The organism is Xanthomonas sp. NCPPB 3200 (assembly GCF_056393585.1).
The window spans coordinates 2994125-3020834 of the sequence record NZ_CM150785.1 but is presented as its reverse complement, the minus strand read 5'-3'; the positions used below and the strand labels follow the sequence as shown (position 1 = coordinate 3020834).

The following is a 26710-nucleotide window of genomic DNA, read 5'->3' as shown; positions in this document are numbered from 1 at the left end:
TTGATGAACAAGATCACCCATTACTTCAAGAGCCTGCTCCTGCTCGAACTGCTAGGCGGCCTGTGGCTGACGTTGAAATACACGTTCAAGCCCAAGTACACCGTGCTGTATCCGATGGAGAAGTTCCCGCAGTCGCCGCGTTTCCGTGGCCTGCACGCATTGCGTCGCTATCCCAACGGCGAAGAGCGCTGCATCGCCTGCAAGCTGTGCGAGGCGGTGTGCCCGGCGCTGGCAATCACCATCGACTCGGCCAAGCGCGAGGACGGCTCGCGCCGCACCACGCGCTACGACATCGATCTGTTCAAGTGCATCTTCTGCGGCTTCTGCGAAGAAAGCTGCCCGGTGGACTCGATCGTCGAGACGCACATCCTCGAGTACCACTTCGAGAAGCGTGGCGAGAACATTGTCAACAAGCCGCAGCTGCTGGCGATCGGAGACCGGTTCGAAACCGAGATCGCCGAGCGTCGCGCTGCCGATGCCGCCTTCCGTTGAGGTCATGATGGACTGGGTCACTATTGCTTTTTACGCCTTCTCCGCCGTCGCGGTCGTGTCCGCCGGTGCGGTGATCAGCGTGCGCAACCCGGTGTACGCCGTGTTGTGCCTGATCCTCACCTTCTTCTCGATGGCATGTATCTGGTTGCTGGTCGGCGCCGAGTTCCTCGGCGTGACGCTGGTGCTGGTCTACGTCGGCGCGGTGATGGTGCTGTTCCTGTTCGTGGTGATGATGCTGGACATCGACACCAGCCGGCTGCGCGAAGGGTGGGTCAAGTACATGCCGGTCGGTGTCATCGTGGCGGTTGCCATGCTGGCGCAGATGGTCACCCTGATCGGGGTCAAGGCGCGCAGTGCCGCACCGTTCCCGGCCGATAACGCCGCTGCGCAGGCCGCCGACGTGTCGAACCTGACCTGGCTGGCCAAGACCCTCTACACCCAGTTCCTGCTGCCGTTCGAGTTCGCCGCGGTGATCCTGACCGTGGCCGTGGTGGCCGCGGTGATGCTGACCCTGCGCAAGCGCACCGGCATCAAGCACCAGAATGCGGGCGAGCAGTCGCGGGTGAAGGCGGGTGATCGTCTGCGCATGGTCAAAATGGCTGTTGAAAAGCCGGTACAGGTCGCGCCGAAACTGGATGCGGCCGACGGACAGGAGGCGAAGTCTTGATTACCTTGGGCCACCTGCTGGGACTGGGCGCGGTGCTGTTCTGCATCTCCCTGGCCGGCATCTTCCTCAACCGCAAGAACGTCATCGTGCTGCTGATGTCGATCGAGCTGATGCTGCTGTCGGTCAACGTCAACTTCATTGCGTTCTCGCGCGAGCTTGGCGACCCCGCCGGTCAGCTGTTCGTGTTCTTCATCCTGACCGTTGCCGCCGCGGAGGCTGCAATCGGCCTTGCGATCCTGGTGACTCTGTTCCGCACGCGCCGCACGATCAATGTGGCCGAAGTCGATACGTTGAAGGGCTGACCTGTAGATGGAAATCACTCTCTCCAAGAGTCTGTTGATCGCGGTGGTGCTTGCACCGCTGGTCGGCAGCATCATCGCCGGCCTGTTCGGTCGCCAGGTAGGGCGCAAGGGCGCGCAATACGTCACCATCCTGGGCGTGGCGGTCAGCTGCGTGCTGTCGTGCCTGACGCTGTATCAACTGGTGGAGCAGGGCGCCAGCCCGTTCAACCAGAACCTGTACACCTTCTTCGATGTCGGTAACTACTCGGCGCATGTCGGCTTCATGGTCGATCGCCTGACCGCGATGATGATGGTGGTGGTGACCTTCGTGTCGCTGCTGGTGCACATCTACACCATCGGCTACATGGAAGAAGACCCGGGTTACCAGCGCTTCTTCAGCTACATCTCGTTGTTCACCTTCTCCATGCTCACGCTGGTGATGAGCAATAACTTCCTGCAGCTGTTCTTCGGCTGGGAAGCGGTGGGTCTGGTGTCCTACCTGTTGATCGGTTTCTGGTTCAAGCGCCCGACCGCCGTGTTCGCCAACATGAAGGCGTTCCTGGTCAATCGCGTCGGCGACTTCGGCTTCATTCTCGGCATCGCCGGTGTGCTGCTGTGGTTCGGCTCGCTGGACTACTCCACCGTGTTCGCCAACGCGACCACCATGGCCGGTGCCAAGGTGCAGCTGTTCGCTGGCCATGAGTGGAGCGTGATGACGCTGATCTGCATCTGTCTGTTCATCGGCGCGATGGGCAAGTCGGCGCAGGTGCCGCTGCACGTATGGCTGCCGGACTCGATGGAAGGCCCGACGCCGATTTCGGCCCTGATCCATGCCGCCACGATGGTCACCGCCGGCATCTTCATGGTCGCGCGCATGTCGCCGCTGTTCGAGCTGTCGGAAACCGCGTTGAACTTCATCCTGTTCATCGGTGCGACCACGGCCTTCTTCACCGGCCTGATCGGCATCGTGCAGAACGACATCAAGCGCGTGGTTGCGTATTCCACGCTGTCGCAGCTGGGCTACATGACCGTGGCGCTGGGCGTGTCGGCGTATTCGGCCGCCGTGTTCCACCTGATGACGCATGCCTTCTTCAAGGCGCTGCTGTTCCTGGCGGCCGGTTCGGTCATCATCGGCATGCACCACGAGCAGGACATGCGCAAGATGGGCGGGCTGCGCAAGTACATGAAGGTGACCTACTGGACCAGCGTGATCGGTACCTTGGCGCTGGTCGGTACGCCGTTCTTCTCCGGCTTCTACTCCAAGGACACCATCATCGAGGCAGCCGCACACCATGCCCATGAGTCGCATAGCTGGATCGCGACCTATGGCTACTGGGCAGTGCTCGGCGGCGTGCTGGTGACCAGCTTCTACAGCTTCCGCCTGCTGTTCCTGACCTTCCACGGCAAGGAGCGCTTCCGCGATGCCCATGCGCACGATGCGCATGCACACCACGACAGCGCGCATACCGATGCCGAGGCGCAGGTCCACGCGCACGACAGTCATGCGCACGACGTACATGCACACGATACGCACGGCCACGACGACCACGGTCATGGCCACCATGGTGCCCACGAGCCGCACGAATCCAAGTGGGTGGTGACGCTGCCGTTGATCCTGCTGGCGATCCCGTCGGTGGCGATCGGTTTCTTCACCATCGGTCCGATGCTGTTCGGCACCGACTGGCAGGGCCACCACGCCGCGCATGCGCTCAAGGGGCAGGCAGTGTCGTTCTTCACCGGCATCGTCGATTTCTACGATCCGGCGCGTGACACCGTCGGCGCACTGGCCGAAGAGTTCCATGGCCCGGTCGCCTTCGCACTGCATGGCATGATGGCGGCACCGTTCTTCCTGACGGTCGCCGGTCTGCTGCTGGCTGCGCTGTTCTATCTGTGGAAGCCGGAACTGGCCACCAAGTCGCGCAAGGCGTTCGCGCCGGTGGTGTGGCTGCTGGAAAACAAGTACGGCTTCGACAAGCTCTGGATCAATGGCTTCGCCGGTGGCGGCGTGGTCCTTGGCAAGGCGTCACGTGCCATCGATACCCATGTGGTCGACGGTGTCGTCGTCAATGGTTCTGCCCGACTGATCGACCTGGCTGCAAATCTGCTGCGTCGCACGCAATCCGGTTTCCTCTATCACTACGCCTTCGCAATGATCATCGGTTTGATCGCCTTGTTGGCGGTACTGATGCATTTCTGGCGTTGACCTGTACGGAATAAGAAAACGTGTCGAACTGGCCTTTACTGTCTATCTTGATCTGGCTGCCGATTATCGGTGGCGCCTTGATCCTTGCGTTGCGCAACGCCGAGACTGCCCGCTGGGCATCGTTGGCGGTGGCGGTGGCGACCTTTGTGCTGAGTCTGCCGCTGCTGGGCTACGACACCGCCAATGACGCCATGCAGTTCATCGAACTGCATGCCTGGATCCCGGCCTACAACATCGGCTACAACCTGGGCGTGGACGGCATCGCGGTCGCGTTGATCGTGCTGACCACGCTGGTGACGGTGCTGGCGCTGATCGGTGCCTGGCGCTCGATCGACAAGCGCGTCAATCAGTACGTCGCCGCTTTCCTGATTCTGGAAGGCGTCACGGTGGGCATCTTTGCCGCGACCGACGCGATGCTGTTCTATGTCTTCTTCGAAGCCATGCTGATCCCGATGTTCCTGATCATCGGCGTCTGGGGCGGCCCGCGGCGCATCTACGCGGCGATGAAGTTCTTCCTGTACACCTTCCTCGGCTCGGTGCTGATGCTGGTGGGCCTGGTCTACCTGTACCTGAAGGGCGGCAGCTTCCAGCTGGCCGATCTCTACGCGCTGCAGCTGACCGCCAAGGAGCAGACCTGGATTTTCTTCGCTTTCCTGATCGCGTTTGCGGTCAAGGTGCCGATGTTCCCGGTGCACACCTGGCTGCCGGACGCGCACGTCGAAGCGCCGACCGCCGGTTCGGTGATCCTGGCTGCGATCGCGTTGAAGATCGGTGGCTACGGCTTCCTGCGCTTCAACCTTCCGATCGTGCCGGATGCAAGCCACGAGTTCGCCTGGCTGGTCATCACGCTGTCGCTGATCGCGGTGATCTACGTCGGTCTGGTCGCCCTGGTGCAGGACGACATGAAGAAGCTGGTGGCATATTCGTCCATCGCGCACATGGGCTTTGTCACCCTCGGCACCTTCATCGCCTTCACCCTGGTGCGTGAGTACGGCAGCACCGATGCCGCCCGTCTGGGCCTGCAGGGTGCGATGGTGCAGATGATTTCGCACGGCTTCGTGTCCGGTGCGATGTTCTCCTGCATCGGCGTGCTGTACGACCGCATGCATACCCGCCGCATCGCCGATTACGGCGGCGTGGTCAACGTGATGCCGTGGTTTGCGACGTTCTCCATGCTGTTCTTCATGGCCAATGCCGGCCTGCCGGGCACCAGTGGTTTCGTCGGCGAGTTCATGGTGATTCTGGCCAGCTTCCAGAAGCACCCGCTGGTCGCTTTCGCCGCCGCCACCACGCTGGTGATCACCGCCGCTTATACGCTGTGGCTGTACAAGCGCGTGTTCTTCGGCGAAGTGGCCAATGCCCATGTGGCCGAGCTGAAGGACATCAATGGCCGTGAGGCGTTCGTGCTGGGGGTGTTCGCCGTTGGCGTGCTGGCCCTGGGCCTGTATCCGAAGCCGCTGACCGATCTGATGGAACCATCGATCGCCAAGCTGGCTACCCAGATTGCCGCGTCCAAGCTGTAACAGCTTGCCGTACGTTTTGATTTCCAGGATTTGATGATGACCACGCCAACGCTCGCGCCGTTGACCACCGCTGACCTGGCTCCGCTTGTTCCGGAGCTGGTGCTGATCGGCGGCGCCTTTGCACTGCTGATGCTCGACCTGTTCGTGAGCCAGCGGAACAAGGTCTGGACCCACCTGTTCTCCGTCGCCGTGCTCGCGGTGGTGTTCGCGCTATTGGCGACCGGTACGGGCGGGCAGGGCGAGATCTTCCACGGCATGTTCGTGCGCGACACCGCAGCCGACGTGATGAAGACGGTGATCGTGCTGGTCAGCGGCCTGAGCCTGGTCTACGGCTGGACCTACCTGCGCGAACGCAATCTCTACCAGGGCGAGATCCCGGTGCTGGTGTTGTTCGCCACCGCCGGCATGATGCTGCTGACCTCGGCCGGCAGCCTGCTGATGGTGTACCTGGGCCTGGAACTGCTCGCGCTGTGCTCGTACGCATTGGTCGCCTCCAATCGCGACAACGGCCTGGCCACCGAAGCGGCGATGAAGTACTTCGTGCTCGGTTCACTGGCTTCGGGCCTGCTTCTGTATGGCATGTCGCTGGTCTACGGCGCCACCGGTACGTTGAGCCTGAGCGGCATCCACGACGCGATCGAAGGCTCCAACGAGCGCACGCTGCTGCTGACCGGCACCATCTTCATGATCGCCGGCGTGGCCTTCAAGCTGGGTGCTGCCCCGTTCCACATGTGGTTGCCTGACGTGTACCAGGGTGCGCCGGCGCCGATCGCCTTGTTCATCAGCTCTGCGCCCAAGCTCGCTGCCTTCGGTATGGCGTATCGCCTGCTCGAGGTTGGCATGGGCCCGCTCTCGCCGCAGTGGCATCTGTTGATCGGCGGCCTGTCTGCGGTGTCGCTGGTGATCGGCAACCTGATGGCAATTGCGCAGAGCAACCTCAAGCGCATGCTGGCGTACTCGACCGTCTCGCACATCGGCTTTCTGCTGATGGGCGTGGCCGGCGGTGGCGAGGAAGGCTATGCCGCGGCGATGTTTTACGCTGTGAGCTACACCATCATGTCGACCGCCGCGTTCGGCGCGATCATCGCGTTGTCGCGCAACGGCTTCGAAGCCGAGAACATCGACGACTTCAAGGGACTCAACGCACGCAATCCGTGGATGGCCGGCCTGGTGCTGTGCATCATGGCCTCGCTTGCAGGTATCCCGCCGTTCCTGGGTTTCTGGACCAAGCTGGCAGTGCTCGGTGCAGCGGTGAAGGGCGACATGCTGTGGCTGGCCCTGGTCGGTGTGCTCTGCGCAGTGATCGGCGCGTTCTACTATCTGCGCGTCATCAAGGTCATGTACTTCGATGAGCCGGTGGGCGAGCCGTTGCCGGCCAACAACGATCGTGTGCTGGGTACCGTGCTTGGCGTCAACGCGCTTGCGTTGCTCGCGCTGGGCCTGGCCTGGAGCCCGATCATGGTGTGGTGCCAGCGTGCATTTGCAGGCCTAGCCTGAGTCACGCGTCCTTGCACGACCTCGCGGCGCGTGTGTTACGCGCGCCGTCGAGGGAGGACTGAAATAAAGTCGTGATTGCTGTTTCGTTTTTGTTGCAATGCGGTTATCATTTGCCGCGACGTTGAAGACCCCCAGGGTTTTCAATCGATGAAAAACTAGGGCTTGCAATTGCCGCTCAAGTTCTTCATAATTCCGCTTCTGCTGCGGGGTGGAGCAGTCTGGCAGCTCGTCGGGCTCATAACCCGAAGGTCGCAGGTTCAAATCCTGCCCCCGCTACCAAGTTTTGAAGTACTGCTTTAATGCGACGCCTTAGGGCAGTACTTCAGCTTCTTGGATCGCAAAGACGCATGTTCCCGTCTTTGCGCCGACCCTGAGAGGTCGGGCTTTTTTCACGCAAGGGGCCCATCGGGCCCCTTGTTTTTTCCGGAACCGGAAAGTTTGCTGCCGGTTGCCGGGGTTCTACTGGCAATCATCTGATCAGGGCAGTCTGTGAGCGAAAAAGCGACCGAAATCGCGAATCTGCTGAGTCCAACGGTTGAGTCCTTGGGCTTGGAACTGCTGGGTGTGGAATATCTTCCCGCTCCAGGTGGCGCCACATTGCGCCTGTACATCGATGTGCCGCTGGCCGAACAGCCCGAGCGTGTCATCAACGTCGACGACTGCGAGCGCGTGAGCCGCGAAGTCTCGGCCCAGCTCGACGTCGAGGACCCCATTACCGGCAACTACACGCTCGAGGTGTCCTCGCCGGGTGTGGACCGTCCGTTGTTCACGCTGGAGCAGTTCGGCCGTCACGTTGGCGAGTCCGCCAAGATCGTGCTGAAGCTGGCGCAGGATGGCCGGCGCCGCTTCCAGGGCCAGATCGTGCGGATCGACTCCGAGGCGGACGCGGTGGTGTTCGCCGTCGACGGCAAGGATGTGCAGATCGGCTTCGACAACATCGACAAGGCGCGCATCCTGCCGGATTGGGTCGCCCTGGGCCTGGCCCCGCAAAAACCGAACAAGCCCGGCCCGAAAAAACCCGGGCACGACAAGAAGAAACCATCCAACGAGTCGGCGGCTGGCAAGCCGCGCGCGGAGTGACGAAATGAGCAAGGAACTTTTGCTGGTAGTGGATGCGGTGGCCAACGAAAAGGGCGTGCCGCGCGAAGTGATCTTCGATGCGATCGAGGCCGCGTTGGCTTCCGCAGCGAAGAAGCGCTATCCCGACCAGGACGTGCTGACGCGCGTGACCATCGACCACAAGGACGGTAACTACGAAACCTATCGTCGTTGGGAAGTGGTTGCCGACGATGTCGTGATGGAATCCCCGGATCGCCAGGTGCGTCTGATGGATGCCGTCGACGAAGCCGACGGCGTGGATGTGGGCGACTACATCGAAGAACAGATCGAAAACCCGGACTTCGGCCGTATCGCGGCGCAGGCTGCCAAGCAGGTGATCGTGCAGCGTGTGCGCGAGGCCGAGCGTCAGCAGGTGGTCGATGCCTGGAAGGATCGCGTCGGCGAGTTGATCACCGGTGTGGTCAAGCGCGCCGAGCGCGGCAACATCTTTGTCGATCTGGGCGGCAATGCCGAAGCCTTCATTCCCAAGGACAAGGGCATTCCGCGTGACGTGCTGCGCCCCGGCGACCGCGTGCGCGGCTATCTGGCCGAAGTGCGTTCGGAGCCACGTGGCCCGCAGCTGTTCATCAGCCGCGCCGCGCCGGAATTCATGATCGAGCTGTTCAAGCTCGAAGTGCCGGAAGTGGGCCAGGGCCTGGTCGAGATCAAGGCATGCGCACGCGATCCGGGCGACCGCGCCAAGATCGCGGTGATCGCGCACGACACCCGCACCGATCCGATCGGCGCGTGCATCGGCATGCGTGGTTCGCGCGTGCAGGCGGTATCCAATGAGCTCAATGGCGAGCGCGTGGACATCGTGCTGTGGAACGAGAACCCGGCCAACTTCGTCATCAATGCGATGGCGCCGGCCGAAGTGCAGTCGATCATCGTCGATGAAGACAAGCACTCGATGGATCTGGCAGTGGCGGAAGACCGCCTGGCCCAGGCGATCGGCAAGGGCGGCCAGAACGTGCGTCTGGCCAGCCGCCTGACCGGTTGGCAGCTCAACGTGATGACCGCCGACCAGGTGGCCGCCAAGTCCGAAGCCGAGCAGACCTCCGCGCGCCAGTTGTTCATGGATCGCCTGGAAGTGGACGAGGAAATCGCAGCGATCCTGGTGACCGAAGGCTTCAATACGGTCGAAGAAATCGCCTACGTGCCGGTCGGCGAGTTGCTGGCGGTGGAAGGCTTCGACGAAGACATCGTCGAAGAGTTGCGCGCCCGCGCCCGCGATGCGTTGCTCAACGCTGCGCTGGCAGAGGAAGAAGGCCTGGAAGGAACTCAGCCCACCGAGGACCTGCTGGCGCTGGAGGGGATGGACGAGGAAACGGCCTTTGCTCTGGCCGAGCACGGCGTGCGCACCAGCGAGGACCTGTCCGACCTGGCAGCGGACGAGATCGTCGACTTCGGCATCGAGGGTCTGACCCAGGAGCGCGCCGCGGCGCTGATCCTGGCGGCCCGCGCCGAGGAGATCGCCCGTTTGGAGCGCGGCGAATGAGCCGGCAATGAACCGCGCCCTGACCCCATCAGGGCTTAGAATCAGCGTTTCCCTTGCTCTGGGCGAGGGGGCGCCAACCAGATCATAGGATCCGAATGTCGCAGCAAACCACCATCCGCAAGCTTGCCGAACTGGTCAATACGCCGGTCGATAAACTGCTGGTTCAACTGGCCGAGGCCGGAATGAAGTTCAGCGGTCCCGACCAGGTCGTGACCAGCACCGAGAAGATGAAACTGCTTGGCTTCCTGCGTCGCACGCATGGCAAGGCCGAGACGCCCGCCGAAGCGGCGAGCGAAGCAGCCAAGAAGATCACGCTCAACCGGCGCAAGCTGCAGGAAGTCACGGTCAGCGCCGGCCGCACCAAGACCACGGTCAACGTGGAAGTGCGGCAGAAGCGCACCTATGTGAAGTCCGAAAACGAAGGCGGCGGCCGTCCTGCGCCGATGACGCCGGACGAAGAGCGCGCCGACATCCTGGCCAAGCTCGCCGCTTCGCGTCAGCGCAATCTCGACGAGCAGCAGGCACTGGCCGAAAGCGACCGCCTGCGTGATGAAGCGATCCAGCGCAAGCGCGAAGAGGAACAGGCTGCGCGCGACCGCGCCGAAGCCGAGCGCAAGGCTGCCGAGGAAGCCGCTGCGGCTGCCAGTGCGCCGGCGCCGGTGGTTGCCGCACCCGCACCGTCTGCAGCACCTGCCGCACGCGCACCGTCGCCGTCGTCTGCGCCGCGTCCGGCCCGTCCGGCTGGCGCATCGCCGGCATCGCGCCCGGCCACGCCGGCGCGCCCGGACGACCGTTCCAATGCCGCCAAGCACAAGACGCGCGGTTCGCACGTCATGGTGGCCGGTGTCGAGGACGACGATGCGACCAAGCGTTTTGCCGGGCAGTTGCACCTGTCCGCGGCAGATCGTGCGCGCCGTTCCAACGTGCGCGGCAAGCCGACCGGTCGTCCGGGCTCGTCGTCCTCGCGTCGTGGCAACGACAATGGCCGTGGTGGCAACCAGGGCAACAGCGGCCCGCACGGATTCGAGCGTCCGACCGCACCGGTGGTGCGCGAAGTGGCGATCGGCGAGACCATCACCGTGGCCGATCTGGCGCAGAAGCTCGCGCTCAAGGGCGGCGACGTGGTCAAGGCGCTGTTCAAGATGGGCGTCATGGCGACCATCACCCAGAGCATCGACCATGACACCGCCGCGCTGGTGACTGAAGAACTCGGCCACAAGGCCGTGCGTGCCGACAATGCCGACTTCGAGGATGCGCTGCTGGCACATGCCGAGGATGCGCAGGGCGATGCCACGCCGCGTCCGCCGGTGGTGACCATCATGGGTCACGTCGATCACGGCAAGACCTCGCTGCTGGATTACATCCGTCGCACCAAGATCGCCTCCGGCGAAGCCGGCGGCATCACCCAGCACATCGGCGCGTACCACGTCGAAACCGCCCGTGGCGTCATCAGCTTCCTGGATACGCCCGGCCATGCCGCGTTTACCTCGATGCGTGCCCGTGGCGCCAAGATCACCGACATCGTGGTGCTTGTGGTTGCAGCCGATGACGGCGTGATGCCGCAGACCAAGGAAGCGGTGGCGCATGCCAAGGCGGCAGGCGTTCCGTTGATCGTGGCGGTGAACAAGATCGACAAGGCCGGCGCCGATCCGCTGCGGGTCAAGAACGAATTGCTGGCTGAAAACGTGGTGGCCGAAGAGTTCGGTGGCGATACCCAGTTCATCGAAGTGTCGGCCAAGGTCGGTACCGGTGTGGACACGCTGCTGGACGCGATCTCGCTGCAGGCCGAAGTACTCGAGCTCAAGGCAGTGGCCGAGGGCCGCGCCAGCGGCACCGTGATCGAATCCTCGCTGGACAAGGGCCGCGGCCCGGTGGCCACGGTGCTGGTGCAGCAGGGCGCGCTGAAGCGTGGCGATTACCTGGTGTGCGGCATCCAGTACGGCCGCGTGCGTGCGCTGTTCGACGAGACCGGCCACCAGCCGGCCTCGGCCGGCCCGTCGATCCCGGTGCAGGTGCTCGGCCTGTCCGGCGTGCCGGAAGCCGGCGACGACTTCGTGGTCGTCGACGACGAGCGTCTGGCCAAGGACGTGGCGCAGCAGCGCGAAACCAAGCGTCGCGAGTCGCGTCTGGTGGCCTCGGCCAGCAATCGCATGGAAGACATCCTGGCCCAGATGGGCAAGGGCGAAGGCCAGCAGGTGCTGAACCTGGTGATCAAGGCCGACGTGCAGGGCTCGGTGGAAGCGCTCAAGCAATCGCTGGTGGCGTTGTCCAACGACGACATCCGCATCAACGTGATCCACTCCGGCGTGGGCGGCATCACCGAATCCGATGCGAATTCGGCAGCGGCCTCCAAAGCCACCGTGATCGGCTTCAACGTGCGTGCCGATGCCTCGGCCCGCAAGATCGTCGAGTCCAACGGCATCGATCTGCGTTACTTCTCGATCATCTATGACGTGATCGACCAGGTGAAGCAGGTGGCCTCCGGTCTGCTCGGCGTGGAAATCCGCGAAGAGATCATCGGTATCGCGCAGGTCCGCGACGTGTTCCGCAGCTCCAAGTTCGGCGCGGTTGCAGGCTGCATGATCATCGAAGGCGTGGTGAAGCGCAGCAAGCCGATCCGCGTGCTCCGCGACAGCGTCGTGGTGTTCGAGGGCGAGCTGGAATCGCTGCGTCGCTTCAAGGAAAACGTCGAGGAAGTGCGCAACGGTACCGAGTGCGGTATCGGCGTGAAGGCTTACAACGACGTCAAGGCCGGCGACCAGATCGAGTGCTTCGAGCGTATCGAAGTCGCCCGTACGCTGTAACGGCTGCCGGGGCCTGCGGGCCCCGGACTCCGCCAGGCGGAGTTGCAAGGCAAGTTCTGCAAGGCGAGGGCGGCATGGCCGCCCGCGTCCGTTTTTGGCTTCGGTGCCAATTGGCCCTCCGAATCAACCAGGTCCATGACCATGCCAACCAAATCATTCCATCGCACCGACCGCGTTTCGGCGCAGGTGCGTCGCGACCTCGGCACGATCGTGCACGCGGCCGTGCGCGACCACGGCCTGCCGTCGGTCAGCGTTTCCGACGTCGAAATCAGCCGCGACCTGGCGCATGCCAAGGTGTTCGTCACCGCGCTGCAGCAGGAACGCTCGGCCGAAGCGGTCAAGGGGCTCAAGGAAATCGCCGGTCAGTTGCGTACGCAGCTGGCGCGCGCGATGAAGCTGCGCCACGTGCCCGAGCTGCATTTCCATTACGACGATTCGGTCGACCGCGGCGAGCGTATCGACAACCTGCTGCGTGACCTGGACGATGTCGGCCCCGAGGCCGCATCCAGCGACGAGGACGCCGAGCAGCGCTGAGCGCTGCCGGCCCGCCGCCTGTCGATCAGCGGCCCCGATTTCAACGGGCACGCACAGTGCCGATTCGAGCACCGATCTGTTGAAACCCCGTATCGTCTATCGCCCGTTGCACGGCATCCTGTTGCTCGACAAGCCGGCTGGAGTCAGCTCCAACACGGCCCTGCAGTCCGCGCGCCGTTTGTTGCGTGCCGAAAAGGGCGGCCACACCGGCAGCCTGGATCCGCTGGCCACCGGCTTGCTGCCGCTGTGTCTGGGCGAGGCCACCAAGATTGCCGGCCTGCTGCTCGGTTCGGCCAAGGCCTACGACGCCGAGATCGTGCTGGGTGTCACCACCGATACCGACGATGCCGATGGTCAGGTGTTGCGCGAGCGTGCGGTGCCGGCACTGGGCGAAGACGCGCTGCGTGCAGCGCTGACGCCCTTCATCGGGCGCATCCGCCAACAGGCGCCGATCTATTCTGCGCTCAAGCAGGGTGGCGAGCCGCTGTACGCCAAGGCACGCCGTGGCGAGGTGATCGAGGCGCCGGTGCGCGAGGTCGATGTGCATGCGATCGATGTGCTCGGTTACGCCGCGCCGCGGCTGCAGTTGCGTGTGACCTGCGGCTCGGGCACCTATATCCGCAGCCTGGCGCGCGATCTGGGCGAGGTGCTTGGCTGCGGTGCGCATATCGCCTCGCTGCGCCGGCTCTGGGTGGAGCCGTTTCGCGCGCCGCAGATGATCACACTGGAAGCGCTGTCGGCAGCCCTGGAAGCGGGCACCGACGCGCAGGAGCTATTGCTGCCGATCGAGGCCGGACTGGCCGATTTTGCGCGGATCGTGCTCGATGCGTCGCATGCGGCGCGTTTTCGCATGGGCCAGCGTCTGCGCGATCCTGCTTTCCCGACCGGCCAGGTGGCCGTGTTCGGACCCGACGGGATCCCCTCAGGGCTAGGCCTGGTGGACGCGGAGGGGCGTTTGTCGCCGCAGCGATTGTTCAATGGACTGAACGAAGCAGGGGCTTGTTAAGGTTTAGTCAACTTGTCCCCGGGCCCGCACGACGTTACAATTTTGCGGCCCCGATCGGGGCACCTCCAGCGCCAAGCGCGCTCATCCCTAGCAAACGGCGAGTCCGGCGGTGCGTCATGCACGTTCCTGCCGACCACGCATCTATCGAGTAAACACCATGTCCGTCGACACCCAGAAAGTTATTGAAGACAACAAGCGCAGCGCCCAGGACACCGGTTCGCCGGAAGTGCAGGTCGCCCTGCTGACCGCGCGCATCGAGTTGCTGACCGGTCACTTCAAGACCCACAAGAAGGATCACCACAGCCGTCGTGGCCTGCTGCAGATGGTCAACCGTCGCCGCAGCCTGCTCGACTACCTGAAGAAGAAGGACAACGAGCGTTACAAGTCCTTGATCGAGAAGCTCGGCCTGCGCCGCTAATCGAGTCACACCGCCGCGGCGCAGCGATGCGCCGCGGCTTTGTTTTGGTCATTCGCATCACGTTATCTGCAGCATGCAGTTCATGGGCCGGAGCCTCCCGGCCGCCCGTTCTCGGCATGGGTCGACGACGGTCCAACGAAGACAGCAACACCTAAGGGAAAAAACCTCCGTGGCAAAAATCACCAAAACCTTCCAGTACGGCAAGCACACCGTCACCCTGGAGACGGGCGAAATCGCTCGCCAGGCAGGCGGCGCCGTCATCGTCAAGTTCGACGACACCGTACTGCTGGTCACCGCCGTCGCCGCCAAGAGCGCGCGCGAAGGGCAGGACTTCTTTCCTCTGACGGTTGATTATCAGGAGAAGTTCTACGCCGGCGGCCGCATCCCGGGCGGCTTCTTCAAGCGCGAAGGACGTGCGACCGAGAAGGAAACGTTGATCTCGCGCCTGATCGATCGCCCGATCCGTCCGCTGTTCCCGGAGGACTACAAGAACGAAGTGCAGATCATCGCCACCGTGATGTCGATGAACCCGGACATCGACGGCGATATCGCCGCGCTGATCGGCGCATCGGCCGCGCTGTCGCTGGCCGGCACCCCGTTCAACGGCCCGATCGCTGCGGCGAAGGTCGGTTACAAGAATGGCGAATACATCCTCAACCCGACCGTGACCGAGCTGAAGGATTCGCAGCTGGAGCTGGTCGTGGCCGGTACCGCCAATGCGGTGCTGATGGTCGAGTCCGAAGCCGAGCTGCTGTCGGAAGAAGTGATGCTGGGCGCGGTGACGTTCGGCCATCGCGAGATGCAGAAGGTCATCAACATCATCAACGAGCTGACCGTCGAAGCCGGCACCAAGCCGTCCGACTGGGTGGCTCCGGCCAAGAACGACAGCATGATCGCTGCGCTGAAGGAAGCGGTGGGCGACCAGCTCGCGTCGGCGTTCCAGGTGCGCGACAAGCTGCAGCGCCGCGACGCGATTTCGGCGATCAAGAAGGACGTGCTGGGTGCGCTGGCACCGCGCGCCACGGTCGAAGGCTGGGCTGCCGGTGACCTGTCCAAGGAATTCGGCGAGCTGGAATACCAGACCATGCGCGGCTCGGTGCTGAGCACCAAGGTGCGCATCGACGGCCGTGCACTGGATACCGTACGTCCGATCAGCGCCAAGGCCGGCGTGCTGCCGCGTACCCACGGTTCGGCGCTGTTCACCCGCGGCGAGACCCAGGCGATCGTGATCACCACACTCGGCACCGCACGCGACGGTCAGGTCATCGACGCCGTCTCGGGCGAGTACAAAGAGAACTTCCTGTTCCATTACAACTTCCCTCCGTACTCGGTGGGCGAGTGCGGTCGTTTCGGCGCGCCGAAGCGTCGCGAGATCGGCCACGGTCGCCTGGCCAAGCGCGGCGTGCTGGCGGTGATGCCGAGCCTGGAAGAATTCCCGTACACCATCCGCGTGGTCTCGGAAATCACCGAGTCCAACGGTTCGTCCTCGATGGCATCGGTCTGCGGCAGCTCGCTGGCGCTGATGGACGCCGGCGTGCCGATCAAGGCGCCGGTCGCCGGTATCGCGATGGGCCTGGTCAAAGAAGGCAACGACTTCGTGGTGCTATCGGACATCCTGGGTGACGAAGATCACCTCGGCGACATGGACTTCAAGGTGGCCGGCACTTCCGAAGGCGTGTCCGCGTTGCAGATGGACATCAAGATCGAAGGCATCACCGAAGAAATCATGAAGCAGGCATTGCAGCAGGCCAAGGCCGGCCGTCTGCACATCCTCGGCGAAATGGCGCATGCGCTGACCACTCCGCGTCAGGAACTGAGCGACTACGCGCCGCGCTTGCTGACCATCAAGATCCACCCGGACAAGATCCGCGAAGTGATCGGCAAGGGCGGCTCGACCATCCAGGCCATCACCAAGGAAACCGGTACGCAGATCGACATCCAGGACGACGGCACGATCATCATCGCCTCGGTCAATGCGATTGCCGCGCAAGCTGCGAAGTCGCGCATCGAGCAGATCACCTCGGACGTGGAGCCGGGCCGCATCTACGAAGGCAAGGTCGCCAAGATCATGGACTTCGGTGCGTTCGTCACCATCCTGCCGGGCAAGGACGGCCTGGTGCACGTCTCGCAGATCTCCAGCGAGCGCGTGGAAAAGGTCGGCGACAAGCTGAAGGAAGGCGATCTGGTCCGCGTCAAGGTGCTAGAAGTGGACAAGCAGGGCCGTATCCGTCTGTCGATCAAGGCAGTGGAAGAAGGCGAGGGCGTTCCGCCGTCGGCCGAGTAATCGCCGCTGGTTGATGCGTCACGAAAAAGCGGGCTTCGGCCCGCTTTTTTGTTGGGTGTTCGGCAAGGGCGCCTGACTTGATCCTTCTCCTGCGGGAGAAGGTGCCCCGCAGGGACAGATGAGGGTACGGACGAAGCCTCGCGCGGTTGAACCTTGGCCAGGGCTTCGCCTTCGTGCCCTCACCCCAACCCCTCTCCGGATGGGAGCGGGGTTTTGAGCCTTGCTTACCCCGGCTGCTGTGTCGGCGCGGGCTGTGTTTCCGGACGCGGCGGCACCACGCGCGGGAAACCCGGTGGCATCGTGGTCGGTAAGGTGGTTGGCGAAGGCAGCGGTTCGACCGGTGGTGGCGCCGTCATCACCGCATCCGGGCGCAGCTTCAACAGAGCCGCCCAGTCGCGTCGATTGAAATCGCAGAGTTCTTCGTGTGCCGGCGTGCACTCGCTGGCGATGCCCATGCCGTCCTCGCTCTGGTCCTGGCTGCCGTCAGATTGGGGCGTCGGCAACACCACGCGGCCGGCGCGGTCCAGCGGCATCTTGCGCATCATCACCGTGTTGAACACATTGCCGCCGATCAGGTACAGGGTGCGATCGCCACCGACGTTGGCGGCGATCACCACGTCGCAATGCGATTGCCACGGCATCGGCGCGCTGCCGCCAAGCCCGGCCTTGAGGCCGGCGTAGCCGAGCGCAGCGCTGCGCCCGCGCAGCAGGCACAGCAGATCGCCGGGGGCGGGTTTTTCCACCGCCGGGTCGGTGAACTGGTACGGGCCGCTTGCGCCATCGTTGTAGGCGCTGCGGATGTAATCCAGATGGCGTGCAGAGCGGTGGAAACCGCTCAGTCCGGCCTGCGTCATCACCCAGGAGATGAAGGCGGCCGACCACGGGTTGTCGACCAGGAACGCGCGGCAATCGCTGGCGGTGTAGCGCGTGCCATCCAGTGCCGCGCAACTCGATGCGCCGGGGCGGCCGCCCATCGATGCCAGCGTGCCGCTGTCGCGCCAGTAGCCGGCCACGCGTTGCCAGGCGACCACGCCGTGGTCGGCCAGATAGCCCGATTCGGCCTCGGTCACGCCCAGGCTTGCCAGACGGCCCTTGGCATCGATAAACGGGTGCTGCCACAGGCGGTGCTCGTTGCAGGCACTGCGCACGATGGCGATTGCTGCAGGGCTGGTGCCGAAGCGCGGGGGCACATCGCAGACTTCCGCGGCGGCCGCGGTGCCGCCCCATGCGGCCAACACCAGACAGAGCCACGGCCAAGGTTTTACAGTCATCGCAGATCCTGCACAGAACAATCGCAGCAGGCTGACAGAGCCGGCTGCGGGCACGCGTGAAATCAGCGCGGCGGCGGGCCGAGTTTGAGCGACAGATCGACCGCCTGCACGTGCTTGGTGAGCCCGCCGATGGAGATGCAATCCACCCCATCGGCTGCAATGGCGGCGATGCCGGCCAGATCCACGCTGCCGGAGACTTCCAGAGGGATGCGTTGTTCGCGCGGCAGGGCGGCAACGATGCGCACCGCGTCGCGACGCATCGCCGGGTCGAAATCGTCAATCAGGATGCGCGTGCAACCGACCTGCAAGGCCTCGCGCAACTGCTCCAGTGTTTCCACTTCCACCACCAGCGGCAACTGCGGTTGCTGCGCACGTGCGGCATGCACGGCGGCGCTCAGCGAGCCGGCGGCGCGGATATGGTTTTCCTTGAGCATCACCGTGTCGAACAGGCCGATGCGGTGATTGTCGCCACCGCCACAGCGCACGGCATATTTCTGCGCGGCGCGCAGGCCCGGCAGCGTCTTGCGCGTGTCCAGGATGCGCGTGCCGGTGCCGGCCACGGCAGCCACGTATGCAGCGGTGGCAGTCGCGGTGGCCGACAGCGTCTGCATGAAGTTGAGCGAGGTGCGCTCGGCGCTGACCAGGCTGCGGTTGCGGCCATGCAGCAGCGCCAGCACCGTGCCGGCGGCGACGTGCTGGCCTTCGTGCACCTGCCAGTCGATCCGCACCTGCGGATCGAGCGCGCGGTGCGTGGCGTCGAACCACGGCCGCCCGGCGATCACGGCGTCCTGCTTGCACAGCAGGTACGCGCTGTCTGGCTGATCGGGCAACAGCGCCGCGGTCACATCGCCGCTGCCGATGTCCTCGGCCAGCGCGCGCGCCACATCGGCGTCCACCAGCGCGGCCGGTGGTGCCTCCGGCACGGTGGTGCGAATGGAAGGATTCACTTTTCGGGGAAGTCGGCGATCTGCGCAGTGCCGATGGCTTCTTCGGCCAGCAGCACCGGAATGCCGTCGTCGACGCGGAAAATCTGCTTGCGGTCGCGCGTGATCAGCGCCTCGCGCAGTGGCTGTGTCTGCGCGGTGCCGTCGGCACGCTGCAGGGTTCCGCCGGCGATGGCGGTGTTGAGTGCCTCCAGGCCCTTGCCGTCGAGCAGCGAGAGCGGCTGGCGGGTGTCGGGCGAGCACAGCAGGTCGAGCAGTTTGCGATCCATCGAAGTCTTGTCTTGCGTGGAAGATGGCTAGAATACGTCTTTACCGCAGGGCAGGGCCATGACCTCCAACCACTCCGCGCCGCTGGTCGGCATCGTGATGGGTTCCCGTTCCGATTGGGAAACCATGCAACACGCAGCTCAGAAGCTCGATGCGCTGGGCGTGCCTTACGAAGTCAAGGTGGTCTCGGCGCACCGCACACCGGACGTATTGTTCAGCTATGCCGAGCAGGCTGGCGAACGCGGTCTGCGCGTGATCATTGCCGGCGCCGGTGGCGCGGCGCATCTGCCGGGCATGCTGGCGGCCAAGACGGCGGTGCCGGTGCTCGGTGTGCCGGTACAGTCCAAGGCGCTCAACGGCATGGATTCGTTGCTGTCGATCGTGCAGATGCCGGCCGGGATTCCGGTGGCGACGTTTGCGATCGGCAACGCCGGCGCGGCCAATGCGGCCTTGTTCGCCGCCGCGATGCTGGCGCCGGAGCAGGCGCAGATCGGTCAGGCACTGGCGCAGTTCCGCGCCAGGCAGACCGACGATGTCATTGCCAGCGACGACCCGCGCCAATGACCACAGTCGGCATTCTGGGTGGCGGCCAGTTGGCCCGCATGCTGGTGTTGGCCGGTGCGCCGTTGGGCTTGCGGTTTGCGGTGTTCGACCCGGCTACCGATGCCTGCGCAGGGCAGGTGGCGCCGCTGCAGGCGGGCGCCTTTGACGACACCGCCGCGCTTGCCGCATTCGCCGCACAGGTGGATGTGATCACCTTCGATTTCGAAAACGTGCCGGCCGCCGGCGCGCAGCAGTTGGCTGCGCAGGTGCCGGTGTTTCCCAGCGCTGCCGCGTTGGCGGTGGCGCAGGACCGGCTCAGCGAAAAAACCCTGTTCCGCGAGCTCGGCATTCCGGTGCCCGAGTTCGCCGCCATCGACGACCGTGCAGGGCTCGACGCTGCATTGGCCCGTATCGGCACGCCGTGTGTGCTCAAGACACGTCGCTTCGGCTACGACGGCAAGGGCCAGTTCCGCATCAAGACGCTGGCCGATGCCGATGCCGCGTGGGACGCGCTCGGCGCGCAGGCGGCGAAGGTCGGACTGATCGTGGAGGCCTTCGTGCCGTTCGAGCGCGAGGTCAGCGTGGTGGCAGTGCGTGGGCGTGATGGCGAATTCCGCGCCTGGCCGCTGACCGAGAACTGGCATGTGGACGGCGTACTCTCGGCCAGTCTTGCGCCGGCGCGTGTGGATGCCGGCTTGCAGGCTGCGGCAGAGACGCATGCGCGTGCGGTCGCCGAGCGTCTGGACTACGTCGGCGTGTTCGCGCTGGAACTATTCGTACGCGATGGCCAGTTGCTCGCCAACGAGATGGCGCCGCGCGTGCACAACTCCGGGCATTGGACCATCGAAGGTGCCGAGACCTCACAGTTCGAAAATCATGTGCGCGCCGTGCTCGGTCTGCCGCTCGGCAGTACCGCGATGCGCGGGCATGCCTGCATGCTCAACTGGCTGGGCGCGATGCCGGACGCGACTGCATTTTTGGCGGTGCCCGGTGGGCATTGGCACGACTACGGCAAGCAATCGCGCGAGGGCCGCAAGGTCGGCCATGCCACACTGCGCGCAGAGACGCCGCAGCTGCTCGCTCGGGCCCTGAGCGACGCAGGCGCCGTGCTGCAGCGTGATGCCCAGGTCGGACCGGTGCTCGCGCGTTTGAGCGAAGGGTGATTCGCAGAGCCATCGGTGGCACTGCTGGCCTCGCCGATGCGCAGGTCCGTGGCGAAGATGCACGCAGTGCGCGACGCCGCCGGACGCTGTTGCAACAGGTCACCTGATCGTTGACCTGTTGCAACGGCGCAAGCGGCTAACCCAACCGGCTGGCCACGAACTCCCAGTTGATCAGCTTCCAGAATGCGTCCAGGTACTGCGCGCGGTCCTGCCGGTAATCCAGGTAATAGGCATGCTCCCAGAGGTCGCAAGCGAGCAGCGGGGTGTCCGGCCCGGTGAGCGGCGTGGACGCATTCGGCGTGGCGACGATCGCCAGTGCGCCATCCGGGCGCTGCACCAGCCACACCCAGCCCGAGCCGAAGCTGCCCAGGGCGACGCGGTTGAATTCCTGCTTGAAATGCACGAAGTCGCCGAACGATTTGGCGATGCGGTCGGCCAACCGGCCCAGCGGCTCACCGCCGCCGCGCGGGCGCAGGCACTGCCAATAGAAATTGTGGTTCCACACCTGCGCAGCCAGATGGAACAGCGTGCCCTGCGCCTGCGCGATGATGTCTTCCAGGGTCAGCTCGGCGAACTCGCTGCCTTCGATGCGCGCATTGAGCCGAGCTACCTCGCTGCGGTGACAGACGCCGTGGTGCGCCTCCAGTGTGGCGGCGGACAGATGCGGCTCCAGGGCGACGCGGGAGTAGGGCAGTGCAAGGTGTTCGATCGGCATGATGGCAATGGCAGCGAAGGGAGTGCGGCGACAGGTCGCGCTGAAGGCTTACAATGCGCGCCTTTGCGGAAGTCTATCCGACCCGGCGGTCGGGCCTGCCGCTCCCAGTCAGGAGAGTCCAATGCCGGTGATGGAACGGATCCAGGCCGAAGTCGAACAACACCCGATCGTGCTGTTCATGAAAGGCACCCCGCAATTTCCGATGTGCGGTTTTTCCAGCCGCGCCGTGCAGGCCCTGGTGGCTGCCGGCGCCGATCAGTTGCGCACGGTCAATGTGCTGGAAGAGCCCGAAGTGCGCGCCAATCTGCCGCGCTATTCCAACTGGCCGACCTTCCCGCAGCTGTTCATCCACGGCGAGCTGATCGGCGGTTGCGACATCACGCTGGAACTGTTCGAAGCCGGCGAGCTCAAGCGCATCGTCAGCGAGGCCTACCAGCCGTGAGTCTGGCGCAGGCCCGGCCCGACGCGGCGGCACTTGCCGGCCGCGTGGTGCTGATCACCGGTGCAGCCGGCGGGCTGGGGAGCGCGGCGGCGCAGGCGTGTGCATCCGCCGGTGCGACCGTGGTGTTGCTCGGCCGCAAGCTGCGCCCGCTGGAACGCATCTACGACGCGGTCGCCAAGCTGGGTCCGGAGCCGTTGCTGTATCCGCTGGATCTGGCCGGCGCCACGCCGGACGACTACGCCACGCTCGCGCAGCGGCTGCAGTCCGAGCTCGGTGGCCTGCACGGCCTGCTGCACTGCGCCGCCGATTTCGCCGGCTTGACCCCGGCCGAACTCGCGGCGCCTGCCGACTTCGCACGCAACCTCCATATCAACCTCACCGCGCGCGCCTGGTTGACCCAGGCCTGCCTGCCGCTGTTGCGGCAGCAAGGCGATGCGGCGGTGGTCTTCGTCGTCGATGACCCGGCACGTGTTGGCCGGGCGTACTGGGGTGCCTATGGCGCTGCCCAGCATGCACAGCGTGGCCTGCTCGCCAGCCTGCATCACGAAACCGCCGCCGGCCCGGTCCGCATCAGCGGATTGCAGCCCGGCCCGATGCGCACCGCCTTGCGCGCGCGCGCCTTCACCCATCAGGAAGACAGCGAAGCGCTGGACCCCACGCGCTATGCCGCCGCCTGCGTCACCCTGTTGTCCACGGCCGGTGGCGCGCACCGCGGCGCGATCTGGAGTCCTTCCGCATGACCATTCTGTCGGCGGCACTGCTGCTGTTCCTGATCCTCGACCCGCTGGGCAACATTCCGGTGTTTCTCAGTGTGCTCAAGCCGCTGCCGCCCAAGCGCCAGCGCTTCGTGCTCGCGCGCGAGTTGCTGATCGCCCTGTTCGTGCTGATGGCGTTCCTGTGGGGCGGCAAGTACGCGCTGGAGCTGATGCATCTGCGCCAGGAATCGGTGGCGATCGCCGGCGGCATCGTGCTGTTCCTGATCGGCATCCGCATGATCTTCCCGCGCCCGGAAGGCCTGATGGGCGAGATCCCCGACGGCGAGCCCTTCATCGTGCCGCTGGCGATCCCGCTGGTGGCCGGCCCGTCCGGCATGGCCGCAGTGATGCTGATGGGCAGCAACGAACCCACCCGGTTATGGGATTGGAGCCTGGCGCTGATGATCGCCTGGATCGGTGCATCCACCATCCTGGCCTCGGCCCCGCTGTTGTACAAACTGCTCGGTCATCGCGCATTGACCGCGATCGAGCGGCTGATGGGCATGTTGCTGGTGGCCATTTCGGTGCAGATGTTTCTGGACGGCCTTGGCACTTATTTCAAGCTGCCGGTGTCGATCTGAGTCCAGTCGGCGATGGGCGGGCAGGGTGCATGGGGACGGCTTGTTGAATGCCCGGCGGGCATTTGAAGCCGCGTCGCCGACCCGTGGCATGAGCGGCTGGCGGTGTCTGGCGACCACAGCGGGGATGGCGGCCGATAGCCAGCGCTGCGTTTTCAGGCCAAACGTTGCCGGTTTGCGACAAGCCAGCTCGATAGCGCGACGCCAGTCGCAAATGCGGCGCGACTTTGCGCAAGCTGGCGTTTAGGCCTTCACATGCGAAGTTCATGTTGCACCGCGCGAACTTTGTCACGCCGCCGTCACAATCAGGCCTTAGCGTGTTAATCTGTTGTTAACCGTTGCGGCAGCAACCAGCCGCGCGGCAAGGGACCCCAGATCATCGGCAGCCCACCCCCGGGAACGGTTGGGCTGACTGCGCCTTTTTGTCACTGCCCAACCTGTATCGAGGCTACCGAAATGACCCACCCCCGCTGTCTCCGCATGTCCAAGCTGACGCTTGGCCTTGTTGCCGCACTCGCCGCCGCCCCCGTGTTCGCCCAGAGCACCTCTGCCGGCGTCGCTGGCCTGGTGACCAGCAGCGCCGGTCAACCGGTGCCGAATGCCGAAGTGACGATCACCCACGTCGAATCGGGCACGGTCAGCCGCGCCACCACCGATGCCAGCGGACGCTACAACGCGCGCGGCCTGCGTGTGGGTGGGCCGTACACGATCACCATTACCGCTTCCGGTGCGGGCAACACCACGCGTGAAGGCGTGTACTTGAACCTGGATAAGGTCAATCAGGTTGATGCAGCCCTGGGCGGCGATCTGGCCACGCTCGGTACCGTGCAGGCGATCGCAGGCAACTACGGCTCAGCGATCTTTAGCGCCAACAAGATGGGCACCGGCACCAACGTGACCCGCGAAGAAATCGAGTCGCTGCCGTCGATCAACCGCAACCTGCAGGACTACGTGCGTCTGGATCCGCGCGTCGCGCAGACCGACAAGGCGCGCAACGAAATCTCCATCGCCGGCCAGAACCCGCGCTACAACGCGATCCGCGTCGACGGCATCAGCACCAACGATGCTTTCGGACTGGAATCCAACAGCCTGCCGACTCCGCGCCAGCCGTTCTCGATGGACGTCATCGACGAAATCTCGGTGGACGTGGCCAATTACGACGTCACGATCAGTGGCGGCACCGGTGGCGTGATCAACGCTGTAACCAAGTCGGGCACCAACGAGTTCCATGGCTCGGTCTACGGAACCTATCGCGAGAACGACTGGTCGGGCAAGAACGAGAACGATATTCGTCCCCAGTTGTTCGATCGCGAATCGACTTACGGCCTGACGCTGGGTGGTCCAGTGGTCAAAGACAAGTTGTTCTTTTTTGCGAACTACGAAAAGTACAAAGGCAAAGGCGTTTTCACCGGTAACAGCGGTTTTGGTCCGACAGGCTCGGGTGCGAGCAACACGGTCAACATCACGCAGGCGCAGGTCGACGAGATCGCCGACATCTCGCGCAATGTGTACGGTTTTGATCCGGGCACGTTGACGTTGCCGGCATTGGATTCCGACTCTGAAGAAAAGGGCTTCAAGCTGGATTGGAATATCAGCGATAAGCATCGCGGTTCATTCCGTTACGGTAAGTCCGAGCAGAGCACTGCCAATCTCAATGGTTTCAGCACGAGTTCGTTGGCGCTGAATTCGTACCACTACGTGCGTGACTTCGAGCTGGAAACCTACACGGCACAGCTTTTCAGCGACTGGACCGATACCTTCTCCACTGAGGCCAAGGTGTCTTATCGCGATTACGCGGCAGTACGTACCGCAGCGTCTCAGCTGCCGGCCATCAATGTCCGAGTGGGCGCAAACTCAGTCAATCTGGGAACCGAGGCAAATACGCAGGCGAACGAGTTGCGTACCGAAACATGGAACGCCTTCTTTGCTGGTAACCTGTTCCTTAACGACCACACAGTCAAATTCGGCTTCGACTACGAAGACAACGATATTTTCAACTTGTTTGGTCCACGCGTTTTCGGTTCTTACAACTTTGATTCGATTGCTGCTTACCGCGCCAATCGGCCAGTGTCTTATCGCTATTCGTCCTCGAACACCGGCAGTATCGATGACATCGCAGCGAAGTGGGGCCTGCGCAACCTAGGCCTGTTCGTTCAGGACAGCTGGGCTGTCAACAACAACCTGACGTTGACCTTTGGCTTGCGCTACGACAAGCAGATGGTTCCGGACAGCCCGCAGTTCAATCAGGCTGCATTCAATGCCTTCGGCGTGCGTAACGACGCGACGCTCGACGGTAACGACCTCTGGCAGCCGCGCTTTGGCTTCAATTACACGTTTGATGCCGAGCGGCCGACCCAGTTGCGCGGTGGCGTGGGCCTGTTTCAGGGTGCGGCGGCGTCGGTGTGGCTCTCCAATCCGTTCTCCAATACCGGCCTGGCTTACACGGATTACAATTTCCGCAACGCGAACGAGATCGCCGCTGGCGGTATTCGTTTCACTCCCGATATCAACAACCAGCCAACTGGTACCGGCGGAGCGACTCAATCGGTCGACTTTGTCGACAAGGATCTCGGGCAGCCATCGGTCTGGAAAGCTAACTTGGCATTCGACACCGAGTTGCCGTGGTACGGCATCATCGGATCGTTGGAAGGTGTGGTCACCAAGGTCAACGAGGCAATCTACTACCAGCAACTCAATCTTGGCACGCCAACTGCGGTTGGACAGGATGGTCGTCAGATCTACTGGAACGCGGTTGGTCGTAACCGGGCGAGCTGGGATAACCTTGGTCGCTTCACCGGCAACGCACTGACACGCGCCAACAGTAATCAGGGCTTCAACGACGCAATTATTGCGCGTCCAACCGACCAGGGCGGTACGCAGAGCTTCACCGTCGGTTTGAATAAACCTTTCAACGACAGCGACTGGTCGTGGAGCCTCGCTTACACCTACTCAAACGCGAAGGAGGTCAGCGGTCTGACCAGCTCTACCTCGGGCTCTCAGCTGTTGAATGTAGCGACCTTCCAGGCTAATGAAGAAGTCAACGCCACGTCCGCTTATGAGATCAAGGACAGCATCCTCGGCACTCTGCAGTGGAAGCACAACTTCTTCGGCGACTACGCAACCAAACTTGGCCTGATTTATCAGGGCCGCAGCGGTCGTCCGTATAGCTATACGTTCGATAACGATGCCAATGGTGACGGTCGTGCCAATGACCTGCTTTACATTCCGAACGGCCGTGGCGATGTGTTGTTCGGAAGTGCAGCTGAAGAGAATGCTTTCTGGAACTACGTAAGCAACAATCAGTATCTGTCTTCGCACCAAGGGCAGTTGGCTGGCCGCAACGCCGTTCGCAATTCCTGGGTAAATCAGTTCGATCTGCATATCGAGCAGGAACTGCCGGGCTTCTTCGACGGCAATAAGGCGCAGATATGGGTCGACATCATGAATGTCGGTAACCTGCTTAATAAGAAGTGGGGCCGCGTGGATGAGTACGGGTTCCCTGGCTTCAAGGGTGTTGTGGAGTACGGCGGTATCGATGCTGCAACCGGCAAATACGTGTACCGCTTCAATGAGCCGGACTTGTCCACTGTCTACGACGACAAGGGCATCTCCCGCTGGGCACTGCAGCTGGGCTTCCGCTACCAGTTCTAAAGCTGGCTAGTGGTTCGAAGCTTGCAGAAACGGCCGGGTTCTCCCGGCCGTTTTCTTTTGTGCGGGTGAGTACGCT

The 26710-nt window shown here is 63.6% G+C and carries 23 protein-coding genes and 1 tRNA gene; 20 read left to right on the top strand and 4 right to left on the bottom strand.

Features of this window, described 5'->3' with window-relative positions; all coding sequences use genetic code 11:
* Positions 1 to 3: 3 nt before the first annotated feature.
* From nuoI to pnp, 14 genes are all read left to right on the top strand, one after another.
* The gene (gene nuoI, locus AC06DU_RS13155) at positions 4 to 492 is read left to right on the top strand and encodes an NADH-quinone oxidoreductase subunit NuoI (protein ID WP_002810206.1); all 489 of its coding nucleotides are present in this window, start codon (positions 4 to 6) and stop codon (positions 490 to 492) included.
* Between the two features lie 4 nt (positions 493 to 496).
* Positions 497 to 1159 (top strand): NADH-quinone oxidoreductase subunit J, encoded by a 663-nt coding sequence (locus AC06DU_RS13150; protein WP_172837831.1) that lies wholly within the window; start codon positions 497 to 499, stop codon positions 1157 to 1159.
* The gene (gene nuoK / locus AC06DU_RS13145; protein ID WP_006450557.1) at positions 1156 to 1461 is read left to right on the top strand and encodes an NADH-quinone oxidoreductase subunit NuoK; all 306 of its coding nucleotides are present in this window, start codon (positions 1156 to 1158) and stop codon (positions 1459 to 1461) included. The genes AC06DU_RS13150 and nuoK overlap by 4 nt, the downstream gene beginning before the upstream one ends.
* A gap of 7 nt (positions 1462 to 1468) precedes the next feature.
* Positions 1469 to 3643, top strand: a complete 2175-nt coding sequence (gene nuoL, locus AC06DU_RS13140; protein WP_102581424.1) for an NADH-quinone oxidoreductase subunit L — start codon at positions 1469 to 1471, stop codon at positions 3641 to 3643.
* 20 nt (positions 3644 to 3663) lie between these two features.
* The gene (locus tag AC06DU_RS13135; protein WP_039522180.1) at positions 3664 to 5166 is read left to right on the top strand and encodes an NADH-quinone oxidoreductase subunit M; all 1503 of its coding nucleotides are present in this window, start codon (positions 3664 to 3666) and stop codon (positions 5164 to 5166) included.
* A 36-nt stretch (positions 5167 to 5202) separates the two neighbouring features.
* Entirely contained in the window at positions 5203 to 6663 is a 1461-nt protein-coding gene (gene nuoN, locus AC06DU_RS13130) for an NADH-quinone oxidoreductase subunit NuoN (protein ID WP_039523046.1), read from the top strand.
* 202 nt (positions 6664 to 6865) lie between these two features.
* Positions 6866 to 6942, top strand: a tRNA-Met gene (locus AC06DU_RS13125).
* A gap of 210 nt (positions 6943 to 7152) precedes the next feature.
* Positions 7153 to 7743 carry a ribosome maturation factor RimP gene (rimP, locus tag AC06DU_RS13120; protein ID WP_024937971.1) on the top strand — a complete coding sequence of 197 codons (591 nt, stop codon included), beginning with the start codon at positions 7153 to 7155 and terminating at the stop codon, positions 7741 to 7743.
* A gap of 4 nt (positions 7744 to 7747) precedes the next feature.
* Positions 7748 to 9259, top strand: a complete 1512-nt coding sequence (nusA, locus tag AC06DU_RS13115) for a transcription termination factor NusA (protein WP_016903006.1) — start codon at positions 7748 to 7750, stop codon at positions 9257 to 9259.
* Between the two features lie 95 nt (positions 9260 to 9354).
* Positions 9355 to 12063 carry a translation initiation factor IF-2 gene (infB, locus tag AC06DU_RS13110; RefSeq protein ID WP_434982279.1) on the top strand — a complete coding sequence of 903 codons (2709 nt, stop codon included), beginning with the start codon at positions 9355 to 9357 and terminating at the stop codon, positions 12061 to 12063.
* Positions 12064 to 12204: 141 nt separating this feature from the next.
* Positions 12205 to 12597, top strand: coding sequence for a 30S ribosome-binding factor RbfA (rbfA, locus tag AC06DU_RS13105; protein ID WP_024937968.1), 393 nt, complete (start codon positions 12205 to 12207; stop codon positions 12595 to 12597).
* Between the two features lie 79 nt (positions 12598 to 12676).
* Positions 12677 to 13603, top strand: coding sequence for a tRNA pseudouridine(55) synthase TruB (gene truB / locus AC06DU_RS13100; protein WP_104576118.1), 927 nt, complete (start codon positions 12677 to 12679; stop codon positions 13601 to 13603).
* 157 nt (positions 13604 to 13760) lie between these two features.
* The gene (gene rpsO / locus AC06DU_RS13095; RefSeq protein WP_003485583.1) at positions 13761 to 14021 is read left to right on the top strand and encodes a 30S ribosomal protein S15; all 261 of its coding nucleotides are present in this window, start codon (positions 13761 to 13763) and stop codon (positions 14019 to 14021) included.
* 169 nt (positions 14022 to 14190) lie between these two features.
* Positions 14191 to 16305 carry a polyribonucleotide nucleotidyltransferase gene (gene pnp / locus AC06DU_RS13090; RefSeq protein WP_054592535.1) on the top strand — a complete coding sequence of 705 codons (2115 nt, stop codon included), beginning with the start codon at positions 14191 to 14193 and terminating at the stop codon, positions 16303 to 16305.
* Between the two features lie 224 nt (positions 16306 to 16529).
* Here pnp and AC06DU_RS13085 read toward each other — a convergent pair whose 3' ends face one another.
* From AC06DU_RS13085 to AC06DU_RS13075, 3 genes are all read right to left on the bottom strand, one after another.
* Positions 16530 to 17576: a DUF2272 domain-containing protein gene (locus AC06DU_RS13085; protein WP_104575955.1), complete on the bottom strand. Its 1047-nt coding sequence runs from the start codon at positions 17574 to 17576 to the stop codon at positions 16530 to 16532.
* 62 nt (positions 17577 to 17638) lie between these two features.
* Positions 17639 to 18523 carry a carboxylating nicotinate-nucleotide diphosphorylase gene (nadC, locus tag AC06DU_RS13080; protein ID WP_478202601.1) on the bottom strand — a complete coding sequence of 295 codons (885 nt, stop codon included), beginning with the start codon at positions 18521 to 18523 and terminating at the stop codon, positions 17639 to 17641.
* Positions 18520 to 18789, bottom strand: a complete 270-nt coding sequence (locus AC06DU_RS13075; protein WP_024937963.1) for a Trm112 family protein — start codon at positions 18787 to 18789, stop codon at positions 18520 to 18522. Before AC06DU_RS13075 ends, nadC begins: the two co-directional genes overlap by 4 nt.
* A 58-nt stretch (positions 18790 to 18847) precedes the next feature.
* On the opposite strand from AC06DU_RS13075, the gene purE reads away from it, so the two are divergent.
* A complete protein-coding gene (gene purE, locus AC06DU_RS13070) occupies positions 18848 to 19351 on the top strand; it encodes a 5-(carboxyamino)imidazole ribonucleotide mutase (RefSeq protein ID WP_478202600.1) in 504 nt (167 codons plus the stop codon).
* The gene (locus AC06DU_RS13065; RefSeq protein WP_478202599.1) at positions 19348 to 20493 is read left to right on the top strand and encodes a 5-(carboxyamino)imidazole ribonucleotide synthase; all 1146 of its coding nucleotides are present in this window, start codon (positions 19348 to 19350) and stop codon (positions 20491 to 20493) included. The genes purE and AC06DU_RS13065 overlap by 4 nt, the downstream gene beginning before the upstream one ends.
* Before the next feature lie 136 nt (positions 20494 to 20629).
* Here AC06DU_RS13065 and AC06DU_RS13060 read toward each other — a convergent pair whose 3' ends face one another.
* Entirely contained in the window at positions 20630 to 21208 is a 579-nt protein-coding gene (locus tag AC06DU_RS13060) for a superoxide dismutase (protein WP_478202598.1), read from the bottom strand.
* Between the two features lie 121 nt (positions 21209 to 21329).
* Here AC06DU_RS13060 and grxD point away from each other — a divergent pair, with 121 nt between their 5' ends.
* From grxD to AC06DU_RS13040, 4 genes are all read left to right on the top strand, one after another.
* A complete protein-coding gene (grxD, locus tag AC06DU_RS13055; protein WP_006450539.1) occupies positions 21330 to 21650 on the top strand; it encodes a Grx4 family monothiol glutaredoxin in 321 nt (106 codons plus the stop codon).
* A complete protein-coding gene (locus AC06DU_RS13050) occupies positions 21647 to 22390 on the top strand; it encodes an SDR family NAD(P)-dependent oxidoreductase (protein WP_184613587.1) in 744 nt (247 codons plus the stop codon). The genes grxD and AC06DU_RS13050 overlap by 4 nt, the downstream gene beginning before the upstream one ends.
* Entirely contained in the window at positions 22387 to 22986 is a 600-nt protein-coding gene (locus AC06DU_RS13045; protein WP_006450537.1) for a YhgN family NAAT transporter, read from the top strand. Before AC06DU_RS13050 ends, AC06DU_RS13045 begins: the two co-directional genes overlap by 4 nt.
* Before the next feature lie 453 nt (positions 22987 to 23439).
* Positions 23440 to 26634 (top strand): TonB-dependent receptor, encoded by a 3195-nt coding sequence (locus AC06DU_RS13040; RefSeq protein ID WP_065031754.1) that lies wholly within the window; start codon positions 23440 to 23442, stop codon positions 26632 to 26634.
* The last annotated feature ends 76 nt before the right edge of the window (positions 26635 to 26710 follow it).